The organism is Novosphingobium pentaromativorans US6-1, assembly GCF_000767465.1.
Lineage (GTDB): Bacteria > Pseudomonadota > Alphaproteobacteria > Sphingomonadales > Sphingomonadaceae > Novosphingobium > Novosphingobium pentaromativorans.
Genome location: NZ_CP009291.1, coordinates 2,230,644 through 2,246,999, shown reverse-complemented (window position 1 = coordinate 2,246,999; position 16,356 = coordinate 2,230,644). Strand labels below are relative to the sequence as shown.

18 protein-coding genes are annotated in these 16,356 nt (G+C 66.4%); 4 read left to right on the top strand and 14 right to left on the bottom strand.

The window, feature by feature from the left end:
* Positions 1 to 25 precede the first annotated feature (25 nt).
* Positions 26 to 1,339 (top strand): oxygen-independent coproporphyrinogen III oxidase, encoded by a 1,314-nt coding sequence (hemN, locus tag JI59_RS10420; protein WP_038577453.1) that lies wholly within the window; start codon positions 26 to 28, stop codon positions 1,337 to 1,339.
* Positions 1,340 to 1,358: 19 nt separating this feature from the next.
* Here the strand turns inward: hemN and JI59_RS10415 are convergent, their stop codons facing one another.
* Positions 1,359 to 1,631, bottom strand: a complete 273-nt coding sequence (locus JI59_RS10415; RefSeq protein WP_007012767.1) for a PilZ domain-containing protein — start codon at positions 1,629 to 1,631, stop codon at positions 1,359 to 1,361.
* 329 nt (positions 1,632 to 1,960) lie between these two features.
* Here JI59_RS10415 and JI59_RS10410 point away from each other — a divergent pair, with 329 nt between their 5' ends.
* Complete coding sequence (locus tag JI59_RS10410; protein ID WP_038575998.1) at positions 1,961 to 3,172, top strand: amidohydrolase family protein; 1,212 nt, start codon at positions 1,961 to 1,963, stop codon at positions 3,170 to 3,172.
* Between the two features lie 26 nt (positions 3,173 to 3,198).
* On the opposite strand, the gene JI59_RS26185 is transcribed toward JI59_RS10410, so the two are convergent.
* The 9 genes from JI59_RS26185 to JI59_RS10370 form a co-directional block, all read right to left on the bottom strand.
* Positions 3,199 to 3,330, bottom strand: coding sequence for a DUF2474 domain-containing protein (locus JI59_RS26185; protein WP_007012769.1), 132 nt, complete (start codon positions 3,328 to 3,330; stop codon positions 3,199 to 3,201).
* Complete coding sequence (cydB, locus tag JI59_RS10405) at positions 3,330 to 4,337, bottom strand: cytochrome d ubiquinol oxidase subunit II (protein WP_007012770.1); 1,008 nt, start codon at positions 4,335 to 4,337, stop codon at positions 3,330 to 3,332. The genes JI59_RS26185 and cydB overlap by 1 nt, the downstream gene beginning before the upstream one ends.
* A 5-nt stretch (positions 4,338 to 4,342) precedes the next feature.
* Positions 4,343 to 5,752: a cytochrome ubiquinol oxidase subunit I gene (locus tag JI59_RS10400; RefSeq protein WP_007012771.1), complete on the bottom strand. Its 1,410-nt coding sequence runs from the start codon at positions 5,750 to 5,752 to the stop codon at positions 4,343 to 4,345.
* Between the two features lie 104 nt (positions 5,753 to 5,856).
* A complete protein-coding gene (locus JI59_RS10395) occupies positions 5,857 to 6,036 on the bottom strand; it encodes a hypothetical protein (RefSeq protein ID WP_038575995.1) in 180 nt (59 codons plus the stop codon).
* A complete protein-coding gene (locus tag JI59_RS10390; RefSeq protein WP_007012773.1) occupies positions 6,033 to 6,824 on the bottom strand; it encodes a sulfite exporter TauE/SafE family protein in 792 nt (263 codons plus the stop codon). The genes JI59_RS10395 and JI59_RS10390 overlap by 4 nt, the downstream gene beginning before the upstream one ends.
* Positions 6,825 to 6,842: 18 nt before the next feature.
* Entirely contained in the window at positions 6,843 to 8,402 is a 1,560-nt protein-coding gene (locus JI59_RS10385) for a bifunctional protein tyrosine phosphatase family protein/NAD(P)/FAD-dependent oxidoreductase (protein ID WP_007012774.1), read from the bottom strand.
* 31 nt (positions 8,403 to 8,433) lie between these two features.
* A complete protein-coding gene (locus JI59_RS10380; protein WP_038575992.1) occupies positions 8,434 to 8,850 on the bottom strand; it encodes a DUF6691 family protein in 417 nt (138 codons plus the stop codon).
* A gap of 1 nt (position 8,851) precedes the next feature.
* Positions 8,852 to 9,295, bottom strand: a complete 444-nt coding sequence (locus JI59_RS10375; protein ID WP_007012776.1) for a YeeE/YedE family protein — start codon at positions 9,293 to 9,295, stop codon at positions 8,852 to 8,854.
* A gap of 11 nt (positions 9,296 to 9,306) precedes the next feature.
* Positions 9,307 to 10,233, bottom strand: a complete 927-nt coding sequence (locus tag JI59_RS10370; protein WP_007012777.1) for an MBL fold metallo-hydrolase — start codon at positions 10,231 to 10,233, stop codon at positions 9,307 to 9,309.
* A 78-nt stretch (positions 10,234 to 10,311) separates the two neighbouring features.
* Here JI59_RS10370 and JI59_RS10365 point away from each other — a divergent pair, with 78 nt between their 5' ends.
* The gene (locus tag JI59_RS10365) at positions 10,312 to 10,947 is read left to right on the top strand and encodes a peroxiredoxin (protein ID WP_038575991.1); all 636 of its coding nucleotides are present in this window, start codon (positions 10,312 to 10,314) and stop codon (positions 10,945 to 10,947) included.
* On the top strand, positions 10,947 to 11,306 hold the full coding sequence (locus JI59_RS10360) for an ArsR/SmtB family transcription factor (RefSeq protein ID WP_038575988.1): 360 nt from the start codon (positions 10,947 to 10,949) through the stop codon (positions 11,304 to 11,306). Before JI59_RS10365 ends, JI59_RS10360 begins: the two co-directional genes overlap by 1 nt.
* Before the next feature lie 131 nt (positions 11,307 to 11,437).
* Here JI59_RS10360 and JI59_RS10355 read toward each other — a convergent pair whose 3' ends face one another.
* The 4 genes from JI59_RS10355 to JI59_RS10340 form a co-directional block, all read right to left on the bottom strand.
* Positions 11,438 to 12,187 carry a M23 family metallopeptidase gene (locus JI59_RS10355; RefSeq protein WP_007012780.1) on the bottom strand — a complete coding sequence of 250 codons (750 nt, stop codon included), beginning with the start codon at positions 12,185 to 12,187 and terminating at the stop codon, positions 11,438 to 11,440.
* A gap of 126 nt (positions 12,188 to 12,313) precedes the next feature.
* Positions 12,314 to 13,105, bottom strand: coding sequence for a ferritin-like domain-containing protein (locus JI59_RS10350; protein WP_007012782.1), 792 nt, complete (start codon positions 13,103 to 13,105; stop codon positions 12,314 to 12,316).
* A 2-nt stretch (positions 13,106 to 13,107) separates the two neighbouring features.
* Positions 13,108 to 13,581 (bottom strand): peroxiredoxin, encoded by a 474-nt coding sequence (locus tag JI59_RS10345; protein WP_007012781.1) that lies wholly within the window; start codon positions 13,579 to 13,581, stop codon positions 13,108 to 13,110.
* The gene (locus JI59_RS10340; protein ID WP_038577449.1) at positions 13,578 to 16,289 is read right to left on the bottom strand and encodes a bifunctional [glutamine synthetase] adenylyltransferase/[glutamine synthetase]-adenylyl-L-tyrosine phosphorylase; all 2,712 of its coding nucleotides are present in this window, start codon (positions 16,287 to 16,289) and stop codon (positions 13,578 to 13,580) included. The genes JI59_RS10345 and JI59_RS10340 overlap by 4 nt, the downstream gene beginning before the upstream one ends.
* Positions 16,290 to 16,356: the final 67 nt, after the last annotated feature.

The following is a 16,356-nucleotide window of genomic DNA, read 5'->3' as shown; positions in this document are numbered from 1 at the left end:
CGCCGCTGCGGCGAATGTCCCCGGCATGTGGACATATCTGCCAGACCTGCTCGCGATTCCCGTACCGCGCTACACCAGCTTCCCGACGGCGGCCGAATTCGACGACCGCGTCGGCGCGGCCGATCTCCTGCGGGTGCTGGAGGGAGAGACCGGCGAAGTCTCGCTCTACGTGCACATTCCTTTCTGCGAGAAGATCTGCTGGTACTGCGGTTGCAATACAAGCGTGGCCAACCGGCGCGACCGGGTGTCGAGTTACCTCGACGCCCTGCACCGCGAGATCACGCTTGTTTCAGAACACCTGCCCAATGCCGCGAAGGTAACGCGCATCGCCTTTGGCGGGGGCAGTCCCAACGGCATTCCGCCGATCGACTTCGTGCGGCTGGTCGATGCATTGACGTTGCAGTTCGCCGCTTCGCGCCCGGTCATCTCGATCGAGCTCGACCCGCGCACGATGGGCCCCGAATGGGCTGCGGTGGTCGGGGCGGTCCGGATCGAGCGCGCCAGCCTTGGCGTCCAGACCTTTGCGCCCGCGCTGCAGGAGGCCATCGGCCGGGTGCAGCCGGCGCAGATGATCGGGGAAACCACCGAAATGCTGCGCGCGGCGGGGGTGGCTTCGCTCAATTACGATCTCATGTACGGTCTGCCCGGCCAGACGATGGCCGACCTGGAGGATTCGCTGAGGCGGAGCGTTACGCTCGGAGCGGATCGGATAGCGCTCTTCGGATATGCCCATATCCCGCACCTGATCGCGCGCCAGCGCAAGATCGATGGCAGCGCGCTGCCCGATGCCGAAATGCGCTTTCGCATGGCGGCGTTCGGCTACGAATATCTCGTGAATGAAGGCTATGTGCCGGTCGGGTTCGACCACTTCGCCTTGCCCGGCGATTCGCTCGCCCGCGCGGCACTGACCGGCAGGCTGCGGCGCAATTTCCAGGGCTTCACCGAGGATCAGGCGCCGGTCCTGATCGGGCTTGGCGCTTCCTCGATCAGCAGTTTCCCGGAGCTACTGGTCCAGAACGAGAAGAATACCGGCCGCTATCGCATGATGCTCTCGCAGGATCGACTGACCGCCAATCGCGGGATCGTGCGCAGTGCCGAAGATCGCCGTCGCGGCGCCGTGATCGAGGGGTTGCTGTGCCGGGGCCGCGCCCATGTCGATCCCGACCTCGCGCGCGAGGCGTTGCCGATGCTGGAGTCCTATCTTCAGGCCGGGCTGTGCGAGGCCGATGGCGACGACCTGGTGATCCGCCCGGGCGGCCTGCCCTATGCGCGCTCCATCGCGGCACGCTTCGATCCTTATCGCAAGGATTCGCTGCGGCGGTTCAGTTCGGCGGTCTAGCGGAAGGCGACGCTGCGCGTCAGACGCGGGTGTCGAATTCCACGCCGAACAGGTTGCCCTCCGTCCAGCGTACGAGGCCCCAGAGTTCGCGGCCGTCCTCAAGCTGGGCGCGCACGACCGAATTGGGCGCCGGCGGATCGCCTGCGGCAGCAGCGCTGAGACCGCGCGAGGAAATGTCGCGCACGATCACGTCGATCGTCTGGCCACTGGCATCGTACAGCGTGAACCGTGTGCACTGGTTGCGGCGGCGTTCACGCAGAATCGGTGTCGGCTTGAAGCGGCTGGTGTCCATGCTTCGCCTCATAAGCCGGGGATGGTTAAGGGATGGTACCTTGGAAGCGAGGAGCGCAGGCCGATTGGGCGCTGCAGGTTCAGTTTTCAGAACCTCGATTTCCATATTGACCTTGGTCAATGCCGGGCGCCGCGGCCTGTCACAGAAAGGGGATGCCGGTCTCGTACCGCCTCCCTGTGGGAAAGGTGCGGACCGCTTCTCCCAAACTTCGGGCGACCCAGCCTCGTGACGGGTCGCCCAATCTTTTTCGGGGAAGCGCCCACGGCAAGGCGTTCGACGCGCGTTGATGCCTCCCGAATTGCGCGGGGGGCGCAATGGGAGTGACTGTGATGCAACGCGATGACCTGGTCATCATCAGCACCGAAGATCACCTCTGCGAGCCGCCCTCCCTGTTCGACAACCAGCTCTGCGGGGCGCTGCTCGCCGCCGCTCCCAGGATCGCCAGCGATGCACAGGGAAGGCCGGTCTGGGCCTATCAGGGGCAATCCTGGCCGGTTTCATCGTGTGCACCACCCTTGGACGTCGGAACAAGCGGCGCGGAAACCGGTCCGGTCTTGCACCCCGTCACCGGCTCTCAGGATGTCCACGCAAGGATCGACGAAATGGACGCGAGCGGCGTGGCTGCCGCGCTGTGCTTCGGCGATGCGCTGGGGGCCGAAAGCGCGATCTTCCACGCAGCCCCGGACAAGGCGCTGGCGCTGCGTCACCTGCGGGCGGTCAACGACTGGTATCTGGACGAATGGTGCATGGCCTATCCCGGCCGTCTGGTTCCCTTGGGCATCCTGCCGAGCTGGGATGTCCAGGCGAGCCTCGAGGAAATTGACCGGCTCGCGCGCAAGGGGTTACGCGTCATTGCTCTTGGCGCGAATCCGCTCCTGCAGGGCCTGCCGCCGATCCGCGACGATCATTGGCTCCCGATCTTTCGCTCCCTGGCCGACAACGACATGACCGTGGCCTGCCGGCCCGGCCCGGGTAATGCTGCGCTTGAAACCGGAAGTCTCCCCGGCGCCGGTGCCTGGGTTTCGGGGATGCCGCTGGCGGCGGCGCAAGTGCTTGCCGACTGGCTGCAACTCGACGCGCTGCATTCCTGTCCCGACTTGCGCATCGTGATGCCCGAAGGCTCGATCGGCTGGGTGCCTTTCCTGGCCGCCAGGGCCGACTTGATGGACTGGCGCAGCCCGGCATGGGAGCGTTCGGGGCGGCGTGCGGTAAAACCGTCGCATCTGCTTGCCCGGCACTTCTGCCACGCCTTCCGGTGGGACCCTTCGGGGCTCGCGAACTGGGCTGAAGTGGGTGAGGACAACATCGCCTTCGCGGCAGGCTATCCGCGCACGATGGGACCATGGGCGGACACCGCGGCGCAGTGCCTCGAGCAGCTAGGCGACATGCCCGAGGCGGTGATCGACAAGGTCACCCACGGCAATGCGATCCGCTGGTTGCGGCACGAGGCGCTGTTCGAACAGTTCTCCCGGTCCGAGGTCACAGTGGGCGCATTGCGCGTCCAGGCGGCGGCCAAAGGGGTCGATACTGCCTATCCGTAAGCGATCCGGTAAGCGCGGGCCGTCCGTTATTTCAGCCAGAACCGGATTGCCAGCGAAACGAGCCCCAGCCCGGTCACGCTTCCGGCCCAGATCAGCGCCATCCAGCCCAGCCGCTTCCACAGTGGAGCTTCGTCGGCGTCCAGCCGGGTGCGCTTCATCAGTGATAGCCTTCGTGGCCGACCTTGCCGCGAAATACCCAGTAGGCCCAGCCGGTGTAAATGAGGATCAGGGGCAAGGTGAGCGCGACGCCGACCAGCATGAAGATCTGGCTGCGTTCGGGGGCGGCAGCGTCCCAGATCGTCACTTGACCGGGAACGACATAGGGCCACATGCTGACGCCAAGGCCCGCCATGCCGAGCAGGAAGATGCCGAGCGCGAACCAGAAAGGCGCTGCCTCGCGCCGCCTGGCCAGGGCACGGAACAGCAGGAAGGCGAGGATGGCGGTGAGCAGCGGGACTTGCGCTGCGAACAGGACATTGGGCATCTCGAACCAGCGGGTCCAGTAGTCCGCGTCCAGCAGCGGCGTGTAGAGGCTGACGCCGACCAGCAGCACGAGCGTTGCCGCCGCGGCGCGCTTTGCCACCTGGTAGGCATGGGCCTGCGACGCGCCGTCGAGCTTCCAGACCAGCCAGGTCGCGCCGAGCAGGGCATAGCCCGCCACCACACCGAGGCCGGTCAGAAGCGTGTAGGGCGTCAGCCAGTCCCACCACGACCCGGCATAGGCGCGGTTCGATACCTCGATACCCTGCAGGATCGCGCCAAGCGTCATGCCCTGCGACATCGCCGCGACGAACGATCCGCCCGAGAAGGCGAGGTCCCAGAACGGCCGGTGCGCCGGATCGCGCCAGCGGAATTCGAAGGCGACGCCGCGAAACACAAGTCCCAGAAGCATGGCGACGATCAGGGGGTAGGTCGCGGGCAGGATGATGGCATAGGCCAGCGGGAAGGCGGCGAACAGGCCGCCGCCGCCCAGCACCAGCCAGGTCTCGTTGCCGTCCCACACCGGCGCGATGGAATTCATCGCGCGATTGCGTCCCTCGCCCACCTTGAAGCTGGGGAAGAGGATGCCGATGCCAAGGTCGAAGCCGTCCATCACGACATAGGCGAAGACGCCGAAGGCGATGATGAAGGCCCAGATGACGGTGAGGTCGAAATTGACGTCCATCGTGCTTACGCCCCCTTTCCGGCGGGATGCTGGTGCGGCCCGGGCGTGATCCCGGCGGTGCGGACGGGGCCCTCCTCGAGGCCGCTTTCCTGCGGTTGCGGCGCCTTGTCCATCAGCTTGAGAATGTACCAGGTGCCGATCGAGAAGACGGAGAAATAGACCACGACGAAAGCCAGCAGCGAGGCGCCTACCGCGGGCGCGTCGAGTGGCGAGGCGGAATCGGCGGTGCGCAGCAGGCCGTAGATCGTCCAGGGCTGGCGGCCCACTTCGGTGGTCATCCATCCGGCGATCACCGCAATGAAGCCCGAGGGGCCCATCGCGATTGCCGCGCGGTGCAGCCAGCGCCAGTCGTAGAGCTTGCCGCGCGCACGCCCCAGCAGGCTCCACAGGCCGATGCCGAGCATCGCGAAGCCCAGCCCGACCATGACCCGGAAGGCCCAGAATACCGGGCCGACGGGCGGCTGGTCGGCTGCGGGAACGGTGTCCAGGCCGGCCAGCGGCGCATTCGGATCGTGCTTGAGGATCAGCGAGGAGAGCTTGGGCACTTCGATCGCGTAATCGACGCGCTTTTCCTTGCTGTCGGGAATGCCGAAGAGGATCAGCGGCGCACCCTCGGGATGGCTCTGGTAGTGGCCTTCCATCGCCATGACCTTGGCCGGCTGGTGTTCCAGCGTGTTGAGGCCATGGGCGTCGCCGAGAAAGATCTGCACCGGCGCGACGAGCGCGGCCATCCACATCGCCATCGAGAACATCTTGCGCGCGTGGGCATTGGTCCGCTCGCGCAGCAGATGCCAGGCGCCCACGCCGCCAACCGCGAAGGCGGTGGTGAGGTAGGCGGCGGTCACGGTGTGCAGCAGGCGATAGGGGAAGCTGGGGTTGAATATCACGTCGATCCAGCTCGGCCCCGGCAGGAACTGGCCGTTCGCACCGATCTCGAAACCGGTCGGGGTCTGCATCCACGAGTTCACCGACAGGATCCAGAAGGCCGATACGAAAGTGCCGCCGGCCACCATGCAGGTGGCGAAGAAGTGCAGCTTGCGCCCCACCCGCTCCATTCCGAACAGCATGACGCCTAGGAACCCGGCTTCGAGGAAGAAGGCGGTCAGCACTTCATAGGCCATCAGCGGCCCGATCACCGGCCCGGCTTTGTCCGAGAACACCGCCCAGTTGGTGCCGAACTGGTAGGACATGACGATGCCGGAGACGACGCCCATCGCAAAGGCGACCGCGAAGATCTTGAGCCAGTAGCGGAAGAGGTCGAGGTACAGCGCCTTGCCCGTTTTCAGCCACAGCCCCTCCAGCACCGCAAGGTAGCTGGCAAGGCCGATGGAGAACGCGGGGAAGATGAAATGGAAGCTCACCGTGAAGGCGAACTGGATCCGTGCCAGCAGCAAGGCGTCGGCGTGATCCCACATGGATCTTTCCCTCCTGTCCATTCGGTGCCGGTCCGTTCTGTCCGGCCGCAGTGTCGTGACGGTCGCGGGGCGCGCGTGGAATTACACCCGGCAGAATGATGCGATCAGGTAGTGCGGGCCGTTCGGCCGGTCTGGATCGGGCGCTGCGGGCGTGCCTTGCGCCAGCGCTGGAAAGTCTTCTCCGACATGCCGAACTCGCGACAACTTTCGACGACGCCGCGACCTTGACCTACAAGAGCTTCGATTTGAAGACATTTGTGTTCCTTGTCGGCAATGCGGCTCATAGCGAAGTCCCGCTTTTCCAGAGCATGTAGGCGGCAACGACGAAGATCAGCCCGGCAAACACCGTGGTCAGCGCGCCCGCGCCGGACAGGCGCCTGGCCGCCATGGTCCCCCCGACGCCGCCGATTATGCCGCCGGCGATGAACACGGCTGCCAGCAGCCAGTCGACGAGGCCCGATGCGGCGTAGTTGAGCGCGGTGGTGAGGCCGAAGGCCGTCACGGCGACGAGGCTGGTGCCTACCGCATTGATCATCGGCATCGAAGTCGACGCAACGAGGCCGGGGACGATGAGGAAGCCTCCGCCGATCCCGAAGAATCCGGAAAAGACGCCGGTGCCCAGACCGAACGTGACGACCTTGGGGGCATTCTCGCGATTGCACTGCGCCCCGGGTTCCCCCTGGTTGCGGCGGCCGCGGATCATCAGCACGCCGACCGCGATCATGACGAGCGCGAAGAGGAACAGCAGTTTCTGCCCGTCGATCGCCTTGCCCAGCGTCGAGCCGAGGAAGGCGCCGAGGATACCCGAGGCGGCATAGACCGCACCGCAGCGCCACTTCACGTTGTGCGCGCGGGCGTGCTGGACAAGGCCGGTGGCGGCGTTGACGGCAACGGCGAAGGCGCTGGTGCCGATTGCCACATGCGGGCTTTGCACACCGACGAGATAGACCATCAGCGGCACTGCGAGGATCGATCCGCCACCGCCGACGAGGCCGAGCGTGAAGCCGACGAGAACGCCCGACAGAGCGCCGAGCGCGAGGTGGAGCGTGTCGATCTGGACGGGGTCGAGCATGGCCTGCGATCCTTTCGGCTACTGCAGCGGAACCGGCGGGACGAGCCACTCGCGGCCCTTGAGCATGCCGTGCCAGTAGATCGGCGGCAGTGCGTCGGCCTTGAGATGCCAGGCGAGGCGCGAGGGCCGCGTGCCGTCTATCAGCCAGGTCGGCAGGGTCGGTGAGACTTTCCCGCCGTAAGTAAACTCGGCCAGGACGATGTGGCCGCGATCGACCGTGAGTGGGCAGGAGCCGTAGCCGTCGTAGGCTGCGACCGGATCGCGGCCGTCGAGCGCGGCAAGGGCGTTTACCGCAACTACCGGGGCCTGCTTGCGCGCCGCCGCTGCGGTCTTGGCATTGCCGGTATTGCAGCCGTCACCCAGCGCGAAGACATTGGCGAAGCGGACATGGCGCATGGTCGCGGCGTCGACTTCGGCATAGCCGCTCGCGTCCGCCAGCGGACTGGCCGCGACCACGCGGTTGCCCTCTTGCGGCGGAACGACGTGGAGCATGTCGAAACCGCGGGTGACCTCGCCGTCAGGGGTGCGGAAGGTCGCGGTGCGGTTCGGCCCGTCGACGGCGACGAGGTTCGATTCGAAGTTCAGGCCGATGCCGTAGCGCTGGACCGTCTCCATCAGCGCGGGCACGTATTCCGGCACGCCGAACAGAACGCCGCCGGCATTGTGGAATTCGACCTCGATGTTCCCGAGCAGGCCCTGCTTCTCCCATTCGCTGCACGACAGGTACATGGCCTTCTGGGGGGCGCCTGCGCACTTGATCGGCATCGGCGGCTGGGTGAACAGCGCGCGCCCGCGCTGCATCCGCTGGACGAGCTGCCAGGTATAGGGAGCAAGGTCGAAGCGGTAGTTCGAGGTCACACCGTTCCGGCCGAGCGTCTCTTCGAGCCCGGCGATCCTTTCCCAGGCGAGGCGATTGCCCATGGCGACGATGAGGATGTCGTACGTGACGCGCATGCCGCCAGCGAGCTGGACCGCGTTGGCATCGGGATCGAAGCCGGATACGGCATCGCGGATCCAGTCAGCCCCGCGCGGCAGTACGGCGGCGGTCTTGCGCACGGTATCGCGCTGCTGGAAGACCCCGCCGCCCACCATGGTCCAGCCCGGCTGGTAGAAGTGATCCTCGCGCGGTTCGACGATCGCAAGGGAGAGCCCGCGGCGGCGTTTGAGAATCGAGGCCGCGGTGGCGATCCCTGCAGAGCCCCCGCCGACGATCAGCACCTTGTAGTGCGGCGCCTTCGCTGCCGGGGCCCGTGCAAAGGCGGCCCTGGCGACCTGTTCGGAGCGGTTGCCTGTGCGGCAGTATGCAAGCACGGGGGCAGGAAGCTCGCGAAGGGCGGCAGCAAAATCGGCGGCCTGGTCTTCGGCCGTCACGCCGCCGCCGACGGGCAGGTAGCGCATGGCGATGCCGTATGCGCTCGCCGCATCGGCCAGCGTGGCGAAACTCGGCTGGTCGGCTTCCTCGCCGTCGGGGCGATTGCACACGATGGCGCGAAAGCCCAGCGCGGTGAGCGCCTCGAGATCGCCGGGTGCGATCTGGCCGCAGACCGAAAGGCCGGGGGCGATTTGCCGAGTTTCCATGGCTATTACTCCGTAAGGTCCGGGGGGCGGGTTATTTCGAACCGCTCTCGGTGAGGCGGAAGCCGACCATTCCTGCCACCATCGCCAGCACGAAGACGGCGGCGGGGACGGGGTTGGTGACAAGCGACGCGACAGCAGGCCCCGGGCACAGGCCGCCCAGGCCCCAGCCCACGCCGAACAGGGCAGCGCCGCCGATCAGCCTGGCGTCGATCAGGCGCGTGCCGGGCAGCGAGAATTCCTCGCAGGCAACCGGTGCGGGCATGCGCCGCTGGACCAGCCACGCCAGAGCCATGACCAGTACCGCGCCGCCCATGACGAAGGCGAGAGTGGGGTCCCAGTTTCCGGCCACGTCGAGGAAGCCGCGCACCCGCGATGGGTCCATCATGCCGGAGATGGCGAGGCCGGCGCCGAAGAGCATTCCGGAGAGAAGTCCGATCAGGTGACGCATGTTACCAGCCTCCACCGAGGGCATTGACCAAGGCGACAGTCACCATGCCCGATGCAATGAAGCTTCCGGTCGCCACGATCGAGCGCGGCGACAGGCGCGACAGGCCGCACACGCCGTGACCGCTGGTGCAGCCGCTGCCGAGCCGCGTGCCGAATCCGGTGATCAGGCCCGCCACGGCCAGAACCGCGTAGGATGGCGGGAAGCGCGCCTCGATGCCGCCCAGAGCGGTGGCCATGATCAGCGCGCCGATCGGCAGGCCGGCGATGAACAGGGCTGCCAGCATGCGCGGCGCCCCCGAAGCGAGGCCGAGCGTGCGCGCGGCAAGGCCGCTGACACCGGCGATGCGCCCGGCACCGAGCAGCATGACCGCTCCGGCCAGTCCGATCAGGATGCCGCCGATGAAGCCGTGGAGCGGCTGGGCGTGTGGGAAGAGTTCGGAAAGCATGTCCCGGGGCCTCAGATCGCGTTGATGGGGATCTTGATGTAGCTGACCCCATTGCTTTCCGGTTGCGGGAAGTGGCCGCCGCGGATGTTCACCTGCACCGAAGGCAGGATCAGGTTCGGCACCGCCAGGGTGCTGTCGCGGCTGGTGCGCATCTCGACGAATTCGTTCTCGCTAACGCCGTCGTGCACGTGGACGTTGCCGCCGCGCTGTTCTTCGACGGTGGTTTCCCAGGCGAAGGTGTCGCGGCCCGGCGCCTTGTAGTCGTGGCACATGAACAGCCGCGTTTCGCGCGGGAGACTGAGCAGGCGGCGGATCGAGCGGTAGAGCTGGCGCGCATCGCCGCCGGGAAAGTCGGCGCGGGCGGTGCCGTAGTCGGGCATGAACAGGGTGTCGCCCACGAAGGCGGCATCGCCTGCGACATAAGCCATGTCCGCAGGGGTATGGCCCGGAACGTGGAGGACGATCGCGGGGATCGAGCCGATCATGAAGGTCTCGCCGTCGGCGAAGAGATGATCGAACTGCGAGCCGTCGCGGGCGAACTCGGTTCCCGCGTTGAACAGCTTCCCGAAGACGTCCTGCACCCGCAGGATTTCGCGGCCGATCGCCAGCTTCCCGCCCAGCTTCTCCTGCAGGTAGGGGGCGGCGGAAAGGTGGTCGGCGTGGGCGTGGGTCTCGAGCAGCCAAGTCACTTTAAGATTTTCAGAAGTGACATGCGCAACGATGCGGTCTGCCGAGGCGGTCGAGGTGCGGCCTGCAGCGGCATCGTAATCCAGCACGGAGTCAATGATCGCGGCCTCGCGGGTTGCCGGGTCGGCTACCACGTAGCTGACGGTAAACGTGGCTTCGTCGAAGAAGGCGGTAATGACCGGGCGCAGGGCCGGGTCGGCCTTCGCGGCTTCGATCTGCGCAGTGGCTTTGGTCAGGATGGCTTCAGACATTGCGATTCTCCGATTTTCAGTTTATGTAATTATGTAATTAAGTTGCGTCAAGCAGGCAATCGGGATAGTGAGCAAGGCATGGAAGAAGAGACGCGTCCGCACTGTTGTCCGCTGCGTATCGGCGACACGGTACCCAACTTCACCGCGCGGACCACCGCGGGGCCCGTTGCGATGAAGGACTTCGCAGGGCGATGGCTGGTGTTCTTCTCCCATCCGGCGGATTTTACCCCGGTATGCACATCGGAATTCGTGGCTTTTGCGCGGGCGGCGGATCGTTTCGCGGCGATGGACTGCGCGCTCATGGCGCTCTCGGTCGACAGTCTTTACGCCCACTTCGCGTGGGTGCGCGCGATTCGCGATCGTTACGGCGAGGAAGTGCGCTTCCCGATCGTCGAGGATCCAACTCTGGTGATCGGCCGGGCCTATGGCATGGTGGCGCAAGACGCGCACGATGCCGGCGCCGTTCGCACGGTCTTCGTCATCGATCCGGCGCAAGTGGTGCGCGCCATGATCTGCTATCCGGTGGAAATCGGCCGATCGGTGGAGGAGATCCTGCGCATCGTCGCCGCCCTCCAGGCCGCGGATCGCGAACAGGCGCTTCCGCCCGAGGGCTGGATGCCGGGGCAGCCGCTCCTTGCCCAGCCTGAGCCCACGCTCGATTCGGTCCTTGCGGCCGACGATCCGATGGGCTGGTTCCTGCAGGAGCGGAAGTGATGGCCGGCGAGCCGCCCATCGATCTGCTCAAGGCAATTGCCCATCCCTTGCGCTACGCCATCCTTGCTGCAGTGGCGGAAGGGGAGCGTAATGTCGGCGAGATCGAGGCGACGACCGGGATCGGGCAGCCCACCTTGTCGCAGCAGCTTTCAGTCCTGAGGCAAGCCGGGCTGGTGACCTCGAGGCGCGAGGCCAAGCTGGTGTTCTATGGACTGGAGCAGGGCGCGCTGGCGCAGGCGTGCAACAGTCTGTCGGCGCTGGTCGGCAGCGACGAGGCCTTGCCGGTTGCTGCACGTGCCCGGGGGGAGGGAGCGATCCGGCGAAGCGGCGGCGCGGCGGTCTTCGCACGCCTCGCCTGACTTGCCCCTGGCCCTGAACGGCACTCCAGAATCAGAAAAGGCGACCTGACGGCCGCCTTCTCCTCCTCTCCAAACCCGTAAGCGCTTCCCGCCTGCTTCGCTGCGGCGGGTCAGCGCGAAGCCTTTGCCGATCAACCGCCCTTGGCGTCGCTCTCGGCTGCGGCAGCAGCCATGCGGTCGCCCTGCATGTACGGGATCGGGTTGACGGCAACGCCGTCGACGCGGACTTCGTAGTGCAGGTGGGGGCCGGTCGAATTGCCGGTGGTGCCGACGTAACCGATCACGTCGCCCTTGTGGACGACCTGGCCGTCGGCAACGTTCAGGCGCGACATGTGGCCATAGCGGGTCTGCAGTTCACCGCCGTGTTCGATCGAGACGAACAGGCCGTAACCGCCGAAAGTCGAGGCGCGGCTGACGACGCCGTCGGCCGTGGCGTGGATCGGCGTGCCGGTCGGAGCAGCAAGGTCGACGCCCTTGTGAGCGCGGCGGCCACCGAGGATCGGGTGCTCACGCATGCCGAAGCTGCTGGTCAGGGTCTCATGCTCAAGCGGATCGCGCGAAGGGATCGACACGGCGGCGATGCTGGCACCGCTGGCAACCGACGGCTTGGCCTTGGAAACGGCGAGGCCGGTTTCCTCGTAATTTTGCCAGGAGCTGAAAAGCTGGCGGAACTGTTCGTCCTCGCCGCCGCTGACCGACTGGCTTGCCGACTGCGACGCGCGGAGCGGGGCGGAGATGTCGGCTGCAGCTGCACTGCTGTTTGCCATCGCGGGATGCGCCGCGACGAGAAAACCGCCTGCAACCAGGACACCGGTCACTGCGCGGAACTTGGCGAAAGACTTCGTTACGACCACTCGCAATACCTTTTTGTCCGCCGGCATCCATATTTGGACGCGACGCTTTTCTTGTCTGACGCAGGCCACGAAATCGGCCCGGTCAAAGTTAAAATGGAGATGGTCGGAACCCCCCGCCGTCTCGCGGATTGCAGTTATGCTTACCGTTCGCGCTCAGGCAACCCCTGCATAAAGATCGCGCGATAAACCGGCTGCGAGACGCGCCGAGTCGTTGAACGGAGGCTTTGGCAGCCCTCGAAAGTGGCGGGAAACCAAGGATTTCCACAATCCGTTAACCGGTTCGTTTAACGTTTCGGCGCGTTCGACGAAGTGTTTTGCGCCGAAACTGACATGGCGAATCTCGTCGTCAAGTATGCGACTCAGGATCTTTGCGCCGGTCTCGTCACCGGCATTGCGGACGCGCTCCAGCGTTGCCGGTGTGACGTCCAGACCGCGCGCTTCGAGCACCATTGGCACGACCGCCAGCCTTGCGGCGACGTCATGACGCGTCTCGTAGGCGGCGTCCCACAGGCCGTTGTGAGCGGGCAGGTCGCCATAGTGGCTGCCCAGCGTGTGCAGGTGCCGTTCGATGAGCGCAAAGTGCATCGCCTCGTCGGCGGCGACGGACAGGAAATCGCTGACGAACGGTTCGCCCATCTCGCCGCCGAAGCGCCCGACGATGTCGAGCGCAAGGTCGATGGCGACGAATTCGATATGGGCGAGCGAGTGCCACAGGGCGATTCGCCCGCGCTGCGATCCGCCCTTGCCGCGCTTGGGCATGCGGTTGGGCGGCAGCAGTTCGGGCGCATCCGGGCGTCCCGGCACATCGGGCATGGACACGTCGAAGGCAAAGGCGAGGCGGCCAAGGCGCCAGTCGCGCGCGACCTTGCGCGCGGCCATGACCTTGGTGCGCGGATCGCGCTCGAGCAGCGCCGAACGGATCGCGCGCGCAATCGATTCAGACATGCCTAAAGTGCCTTCGCGGCCTCCAGTACGGCCTCGACGTGGCCCTTGACCTTCACCTTGTCCCAGACCCTGGCGATCTTGCCGTCCGGGCCGACGAGGTAGGTCGTGCGGACCATGCCCATGTAGGTGCGGCCGTAGTTCTGCTTTTCGGTCCAGATGCCGAGCGCGTCGGACAGGCCGTTTTCCTCGGCATCGGTTGCCAGGGGGGCGGTGAGGTCGTGCTTGGCAATGAAGTTCTGGTGCTTCTTGGCCGAGTCCTTGCTTACGCCCAGCAGCGCGACGCCTGCCTTGTCGAATTCGGGCTTGGCCGCCGAGAACTCGATGTTCTCGGTCGTGCAGCCGGGGGTGTTGTCCTTGGGATAGAAGAACACGACGAGCTTTTGGCCGGCGAAATCCGAGGCTTTCACGCTGCCGCCATCCGGGGTTTCCATGGCGATGTCGGGAAAGGCGTCGCCGACGCCGGGGCGGGTGCTCATCTGTCAGTCTCCAGTGTTTCGCCAAAAGCGGCCTGCCAGGCCTGTGCGACTTGCGTCCGCGCCTGGCCCAGCGCCGTTTCGAGTTCGTCCCACGCCCCATAGCCGCAAGCGCGCACGAGCGCCATGCATGCGGCCTCTACCGGTACCTGCGAATCCGGTGCCAGCAGGCGGGCGGCGACCAGGAAGCGGGTGAGCACATCGTGCGCCGCGATCAGGTCCGCCGGCAGCAGGCCTGCGTCCGCCAGTTGCACGATGGCCTCGCGCAAGTCGTAAACCAGCCCCTTGCCTTCGCGCAGCTGGGTGAAATGGACGAGGAATTCGAGGTCGACGAGCCCCCCGCGTGACAGCTTGACGTCAAGCGGGCCCTTGCCGGGTTTGTGCTGGGCCATCGTTTCGCGCATTTCCAGCACGTCGCTGCGCAGCTTTTCGGGGTCGCGCGGGCGTGTCAGCACGTCATGGACAAGCGCGTCGATTTCGCTGCGCCCTGTGGCGGAACCGAACAATGCCCGTGCGCGGCACAGGGCCATGTGCTCCCAGGTCCAGGCCTGCTCTTCCTGATAGCGTGCAAAGCTGTCGAGGCTGGCTGCCGGCGGGCCTTGCGCGCCGGAGGGGCGCAGCCGCGTGTCGACCTCGTAAAGCGCGCCTTCGGCGGTCGGCACGGAAAGCGCGGCGATCACCCGCTGGCACAGGCGATTGTAGTACCGTGTCGCGCCGAGCGGCCGCTCCCCGTCCGATTCCAGCGAAAAATCGCCGCTGAACAGGAATACGAGGTCGAGGTCGGAGGCATAGGTCAGGACGCCGCCGCCCATGCGGCCCAGGCCGAGGACGAGCAGTTCGCTGCCGGCAACCTTGCCGTGAGTCTGCTCGAATTCCTCTATCGCGGCGCGGGTGAGGACATGGATGGCCGCTTCCGCGATCCGGGCAAGGCCGTGGCCGATCGCGATCGGGTCGTTTACCCCTTCGATCAGCTGGACCCCCAGCGCAAATCGCTTCTCACCCACCTTGCGTCGCACGGTGTCGAGGATCCGTTCATAGTCGTCGTCCGGCTCGAACCGGGAAAACTGCGCGATCAGCGTCTCGACATCGCCCGGCAGTTCGAAGGCGCTGGAATCGATCAGTGGATCGAGCAGGTCGGCCCGGCGCGTCAGGGCATTGGCCAGCGGCGGGGCCAGCGAGAGGATGCGGGCAAGGCGCTGCAGCAGCGCGGGCCGGGCTTCCAGCAGGCGGAACAGGTTGATCGCGGTCGGCAGGTTGTTGAGCAGCTGTTCCCAGCGCAGCAGGGCGCGTTCGGGTTCGGGAGCGGCGGCCAGCGCGGCGAGCAGGTCTTCCTGGATCGCCTCGAAGGCATTGCGCGCGGCATCGCTGCGCAAGGCGCGCATCCGGCCCGACTGCCATCCGGCAATCCGCTCGACGAGCGCTGCCGGATCGGCAAAGCCCATCTCTTCCAGCCTTTCGACCAGGCTGCGCTGCTCGGGTACTGCGACGCTGGTCGAAGGGCCTTCGGGCGTATTGTCCATTATCAGCGCGTCATAGCGTTCGCCCACCGTCTCGGTGATCTGCGTCAGTTCCGCGATGAGCGCCTGCCCGTCCGGCAGTCCGTCGAGCCGGGCCACTTCGTCTAGGGCTTCCGGCTTGACCGGCAGGCTGTGGGTTTGCTGGTCGAGCACCATCTGCAGGCGGTGTTCGACGGTGCGCAGCCGGTCGTAGCATTCGCCGAGGATTCGCGCTTCTTCGGCCGGAACCAGTCCGGCATTGGCCAGCGCGACCAGCGTTTCGCGGGTGCCTCGCAGGCGCAGTTGCGGATTGCGGCCCCCGTGGATCATCTGGTGGGTCTGGGCGTAGAACTCCACCTCGCGAATGCCGCCCCGGCCCTTCTTGAGGTCGAAACCGGGCCCGACCACTGGGCCGCCGCGGGCATTGGCGCGAATCTGCGTCGTAAGGCGCCCGATCTCGGCGATGGCCCCGAAGTCGAGGCTCTTGCGCCACACGAACGGCCGGATCGCGGCAAGGAAGGCCTCCCCGGCAGCGATGTCGCCGGCACAGGCGCGGGCGCGGATGAAGGCGGCGCGCTCCCATGCCAGCGCCGAGGATTCGTAATGGGTCAGCGCTGCATCGATGGAGATGGCCAGCGGGCTTACTTCCGAGGCCGGACGCAGGCGCAGGTCGACGCGGAAGACATAACCGTCCTGAGTCACCTTCGCGAGCGTCTCGACCACTGCGCGGGCGACGCGCTGGGCCGCCTCGCCCGGTTCGTCGCGCTCGCGCCGGGGCAGCAGTTCGGGATCGAACAGGAGGATCGGGTCGATGTCCGAGCTGTAATTGAGCTCGCCCGCACCGTGCTTGCCCAGCGCCAGCGCGAGGAACCCGGCCGGCTGCGCGTCGGGCGCGCGGCGGCGGATGCCCTCGGCGATCGCCGCATCCAGCGCCCGGTCGGCAAAGGCGGACAATTCGCCCGTCACCTGCAGCAGTGGAAATGCTCCGGCAAGATCGCCGATGGCGAGGGCGAGGGCGAGGGCCTGCTTCTCGCGGCGCAGCGCTACACCGACATCGGCGATGCCATCGCCGGCCGCCTTGGCCCAGGCCAGAGCCCCCGCGCCGTCTCCGGAGGCAAGGATTTCGGTCAGTTCCGGCAAGCGGTCGAGGGCCCCGGACAAGTAGGGGGCATGCGCGCGGGCGCGATCGATCGCTCCGGTCCAGTCGACTGTCATGTCCCATCCCTGCCTGCTGCCCGCGCCGAGGGCAAGTGTGCCCGGCGCGACATGGCCGATCGGTTCA

Excerpts from the sequence above, each read along its gene's own strand:
- hemN (WP_038577453.1), top strand. The coding sequence starts at position 26 with ATGTGGACATATCTGCCAGACCTGCTCGCGATTCCCGTACCGCGCTAC.
- JI59_RS10415 (WP_007012767.1), bottom strand. The coding sequence starts at position 1,631 with ATGGACACCAGCCGCTTCAAGCCGACACCGATTCTGCGTGAACGCCGC.
- JI59_RS10410 (WP_038575998.1), top strand. The coding sequence starts at position 1,961 with ATGCAACGCGATGACCTGGTCATCATCAGCACCGAAGATCACCTCTGC.
- JI59_RS26185 (WP_007012769.1), bottom strand. The coding sequence starts at position 3,330 with ATGAAGCGCACCCGGCTGGACGCCGACGAAGCTCCACTGTGGAAGCGG.
- cydB (WP_007012770.1), bottom strand. The coding sequence starts at position 4,337 with ATGGACGTCAATTTCGACCTCACCGTCATCTGGGCCTTCATCATCGCC.
- JI59_RS10400 (WP_007012771.1), bottom strand. The coding sequence starts at position 5,752 with ATGTGGGATCACGCCGACGCCTTGCTGCTGGCACGGATCCAGTTCGCC.
- JI59_RS10395 (WP_038575995.1), bottom strand. The coding sequence starts at position 6,036 with ATGAGCCGCATTGCCGACAAGGAACACAAATGTCTTCAAATCGAAGCT.
- JI59_RS10390 (WP_007012773.1), bottom strand. The coding sequence starts at position 6,824 with ATGCTCGACCCCGTCCAGATCGACACGCTCCACCTCGCGCTCGGCGCT.
- JI59_RS10385 (WP_007012774.1), bottom strand. The coding sequence starts at position 8,402 with ATGGAAACTCGGCAAATCGCCCCCGGCCTTTCGGTCTGCGGCCAGATC.
- JI59_RS10380 (WP_038575992.1), bottom strand. The coding sequence starts at position 8,850 with ATGCGTCACCTGATCGGACTTCTCTCCGGAATGCTCTTCGGCGCCGGC.
- JI59_RS10375 (WP_007012776.1), bottom strand. The coding sequence starts at position 9,295 with ATGCTTTCCGAACTCTTCCCACACGCCCAGCCGCTCCACGGCTTCATC.
- JI59_RS10370 (WP_007012777.1), bottom strand. The coding sequence starts at position 10,233 with ATGTCTGAAGCCATCCTGACCAAAGCCACTGCGCAGATCGAAGCCGCG.
- JI59_RS10365 (WP_038575991.1), top strand. The coding sequence starts at position 10,312 with ATGGAAGAAGAGACGCGTCCGCACTGTTGTCCGCTGCGTATCGGCGAC.
- JI59_RS10360 (WP_038575988.1), top strand. The coding sequence starts at position 10,947 with ATGGCCGGCGAGCCGCCCATCGATCTGCTCAAGGCAATTGCCCATCCC.
- JI59_RS10355 (WP_007012780.1), bottom strand. The coding sequence starts at position 12,187 with ATGCCGGCGGACAAAAAGGTATTGCGAGTGGTCGTAACGAAGTCTTTC.
- JI59_RS10350 (WP_007012782.1), bottom strand. The coding sequence starts at position 13,105 with ATGTCTGAATCGATTGCGCGCGCGATCCGTTCGGCGCTGCTCGAGCGC.
- JI59_RS10345 (WP_007012781.1), bottom strand. The coding sequence starts at position 13,581 with ATGAGCACCCGCCCCGGCGTCGGCGACGCCTTTCCCGACATCGCCATG.
- JI59_RS10340 (WP_038577449.1), bottom strand. The coding sequence starts at position 16,289 with ATGACAGTCGACTGGACCGGAGCGATCGATCGCGCCCGCGCGCATGCC.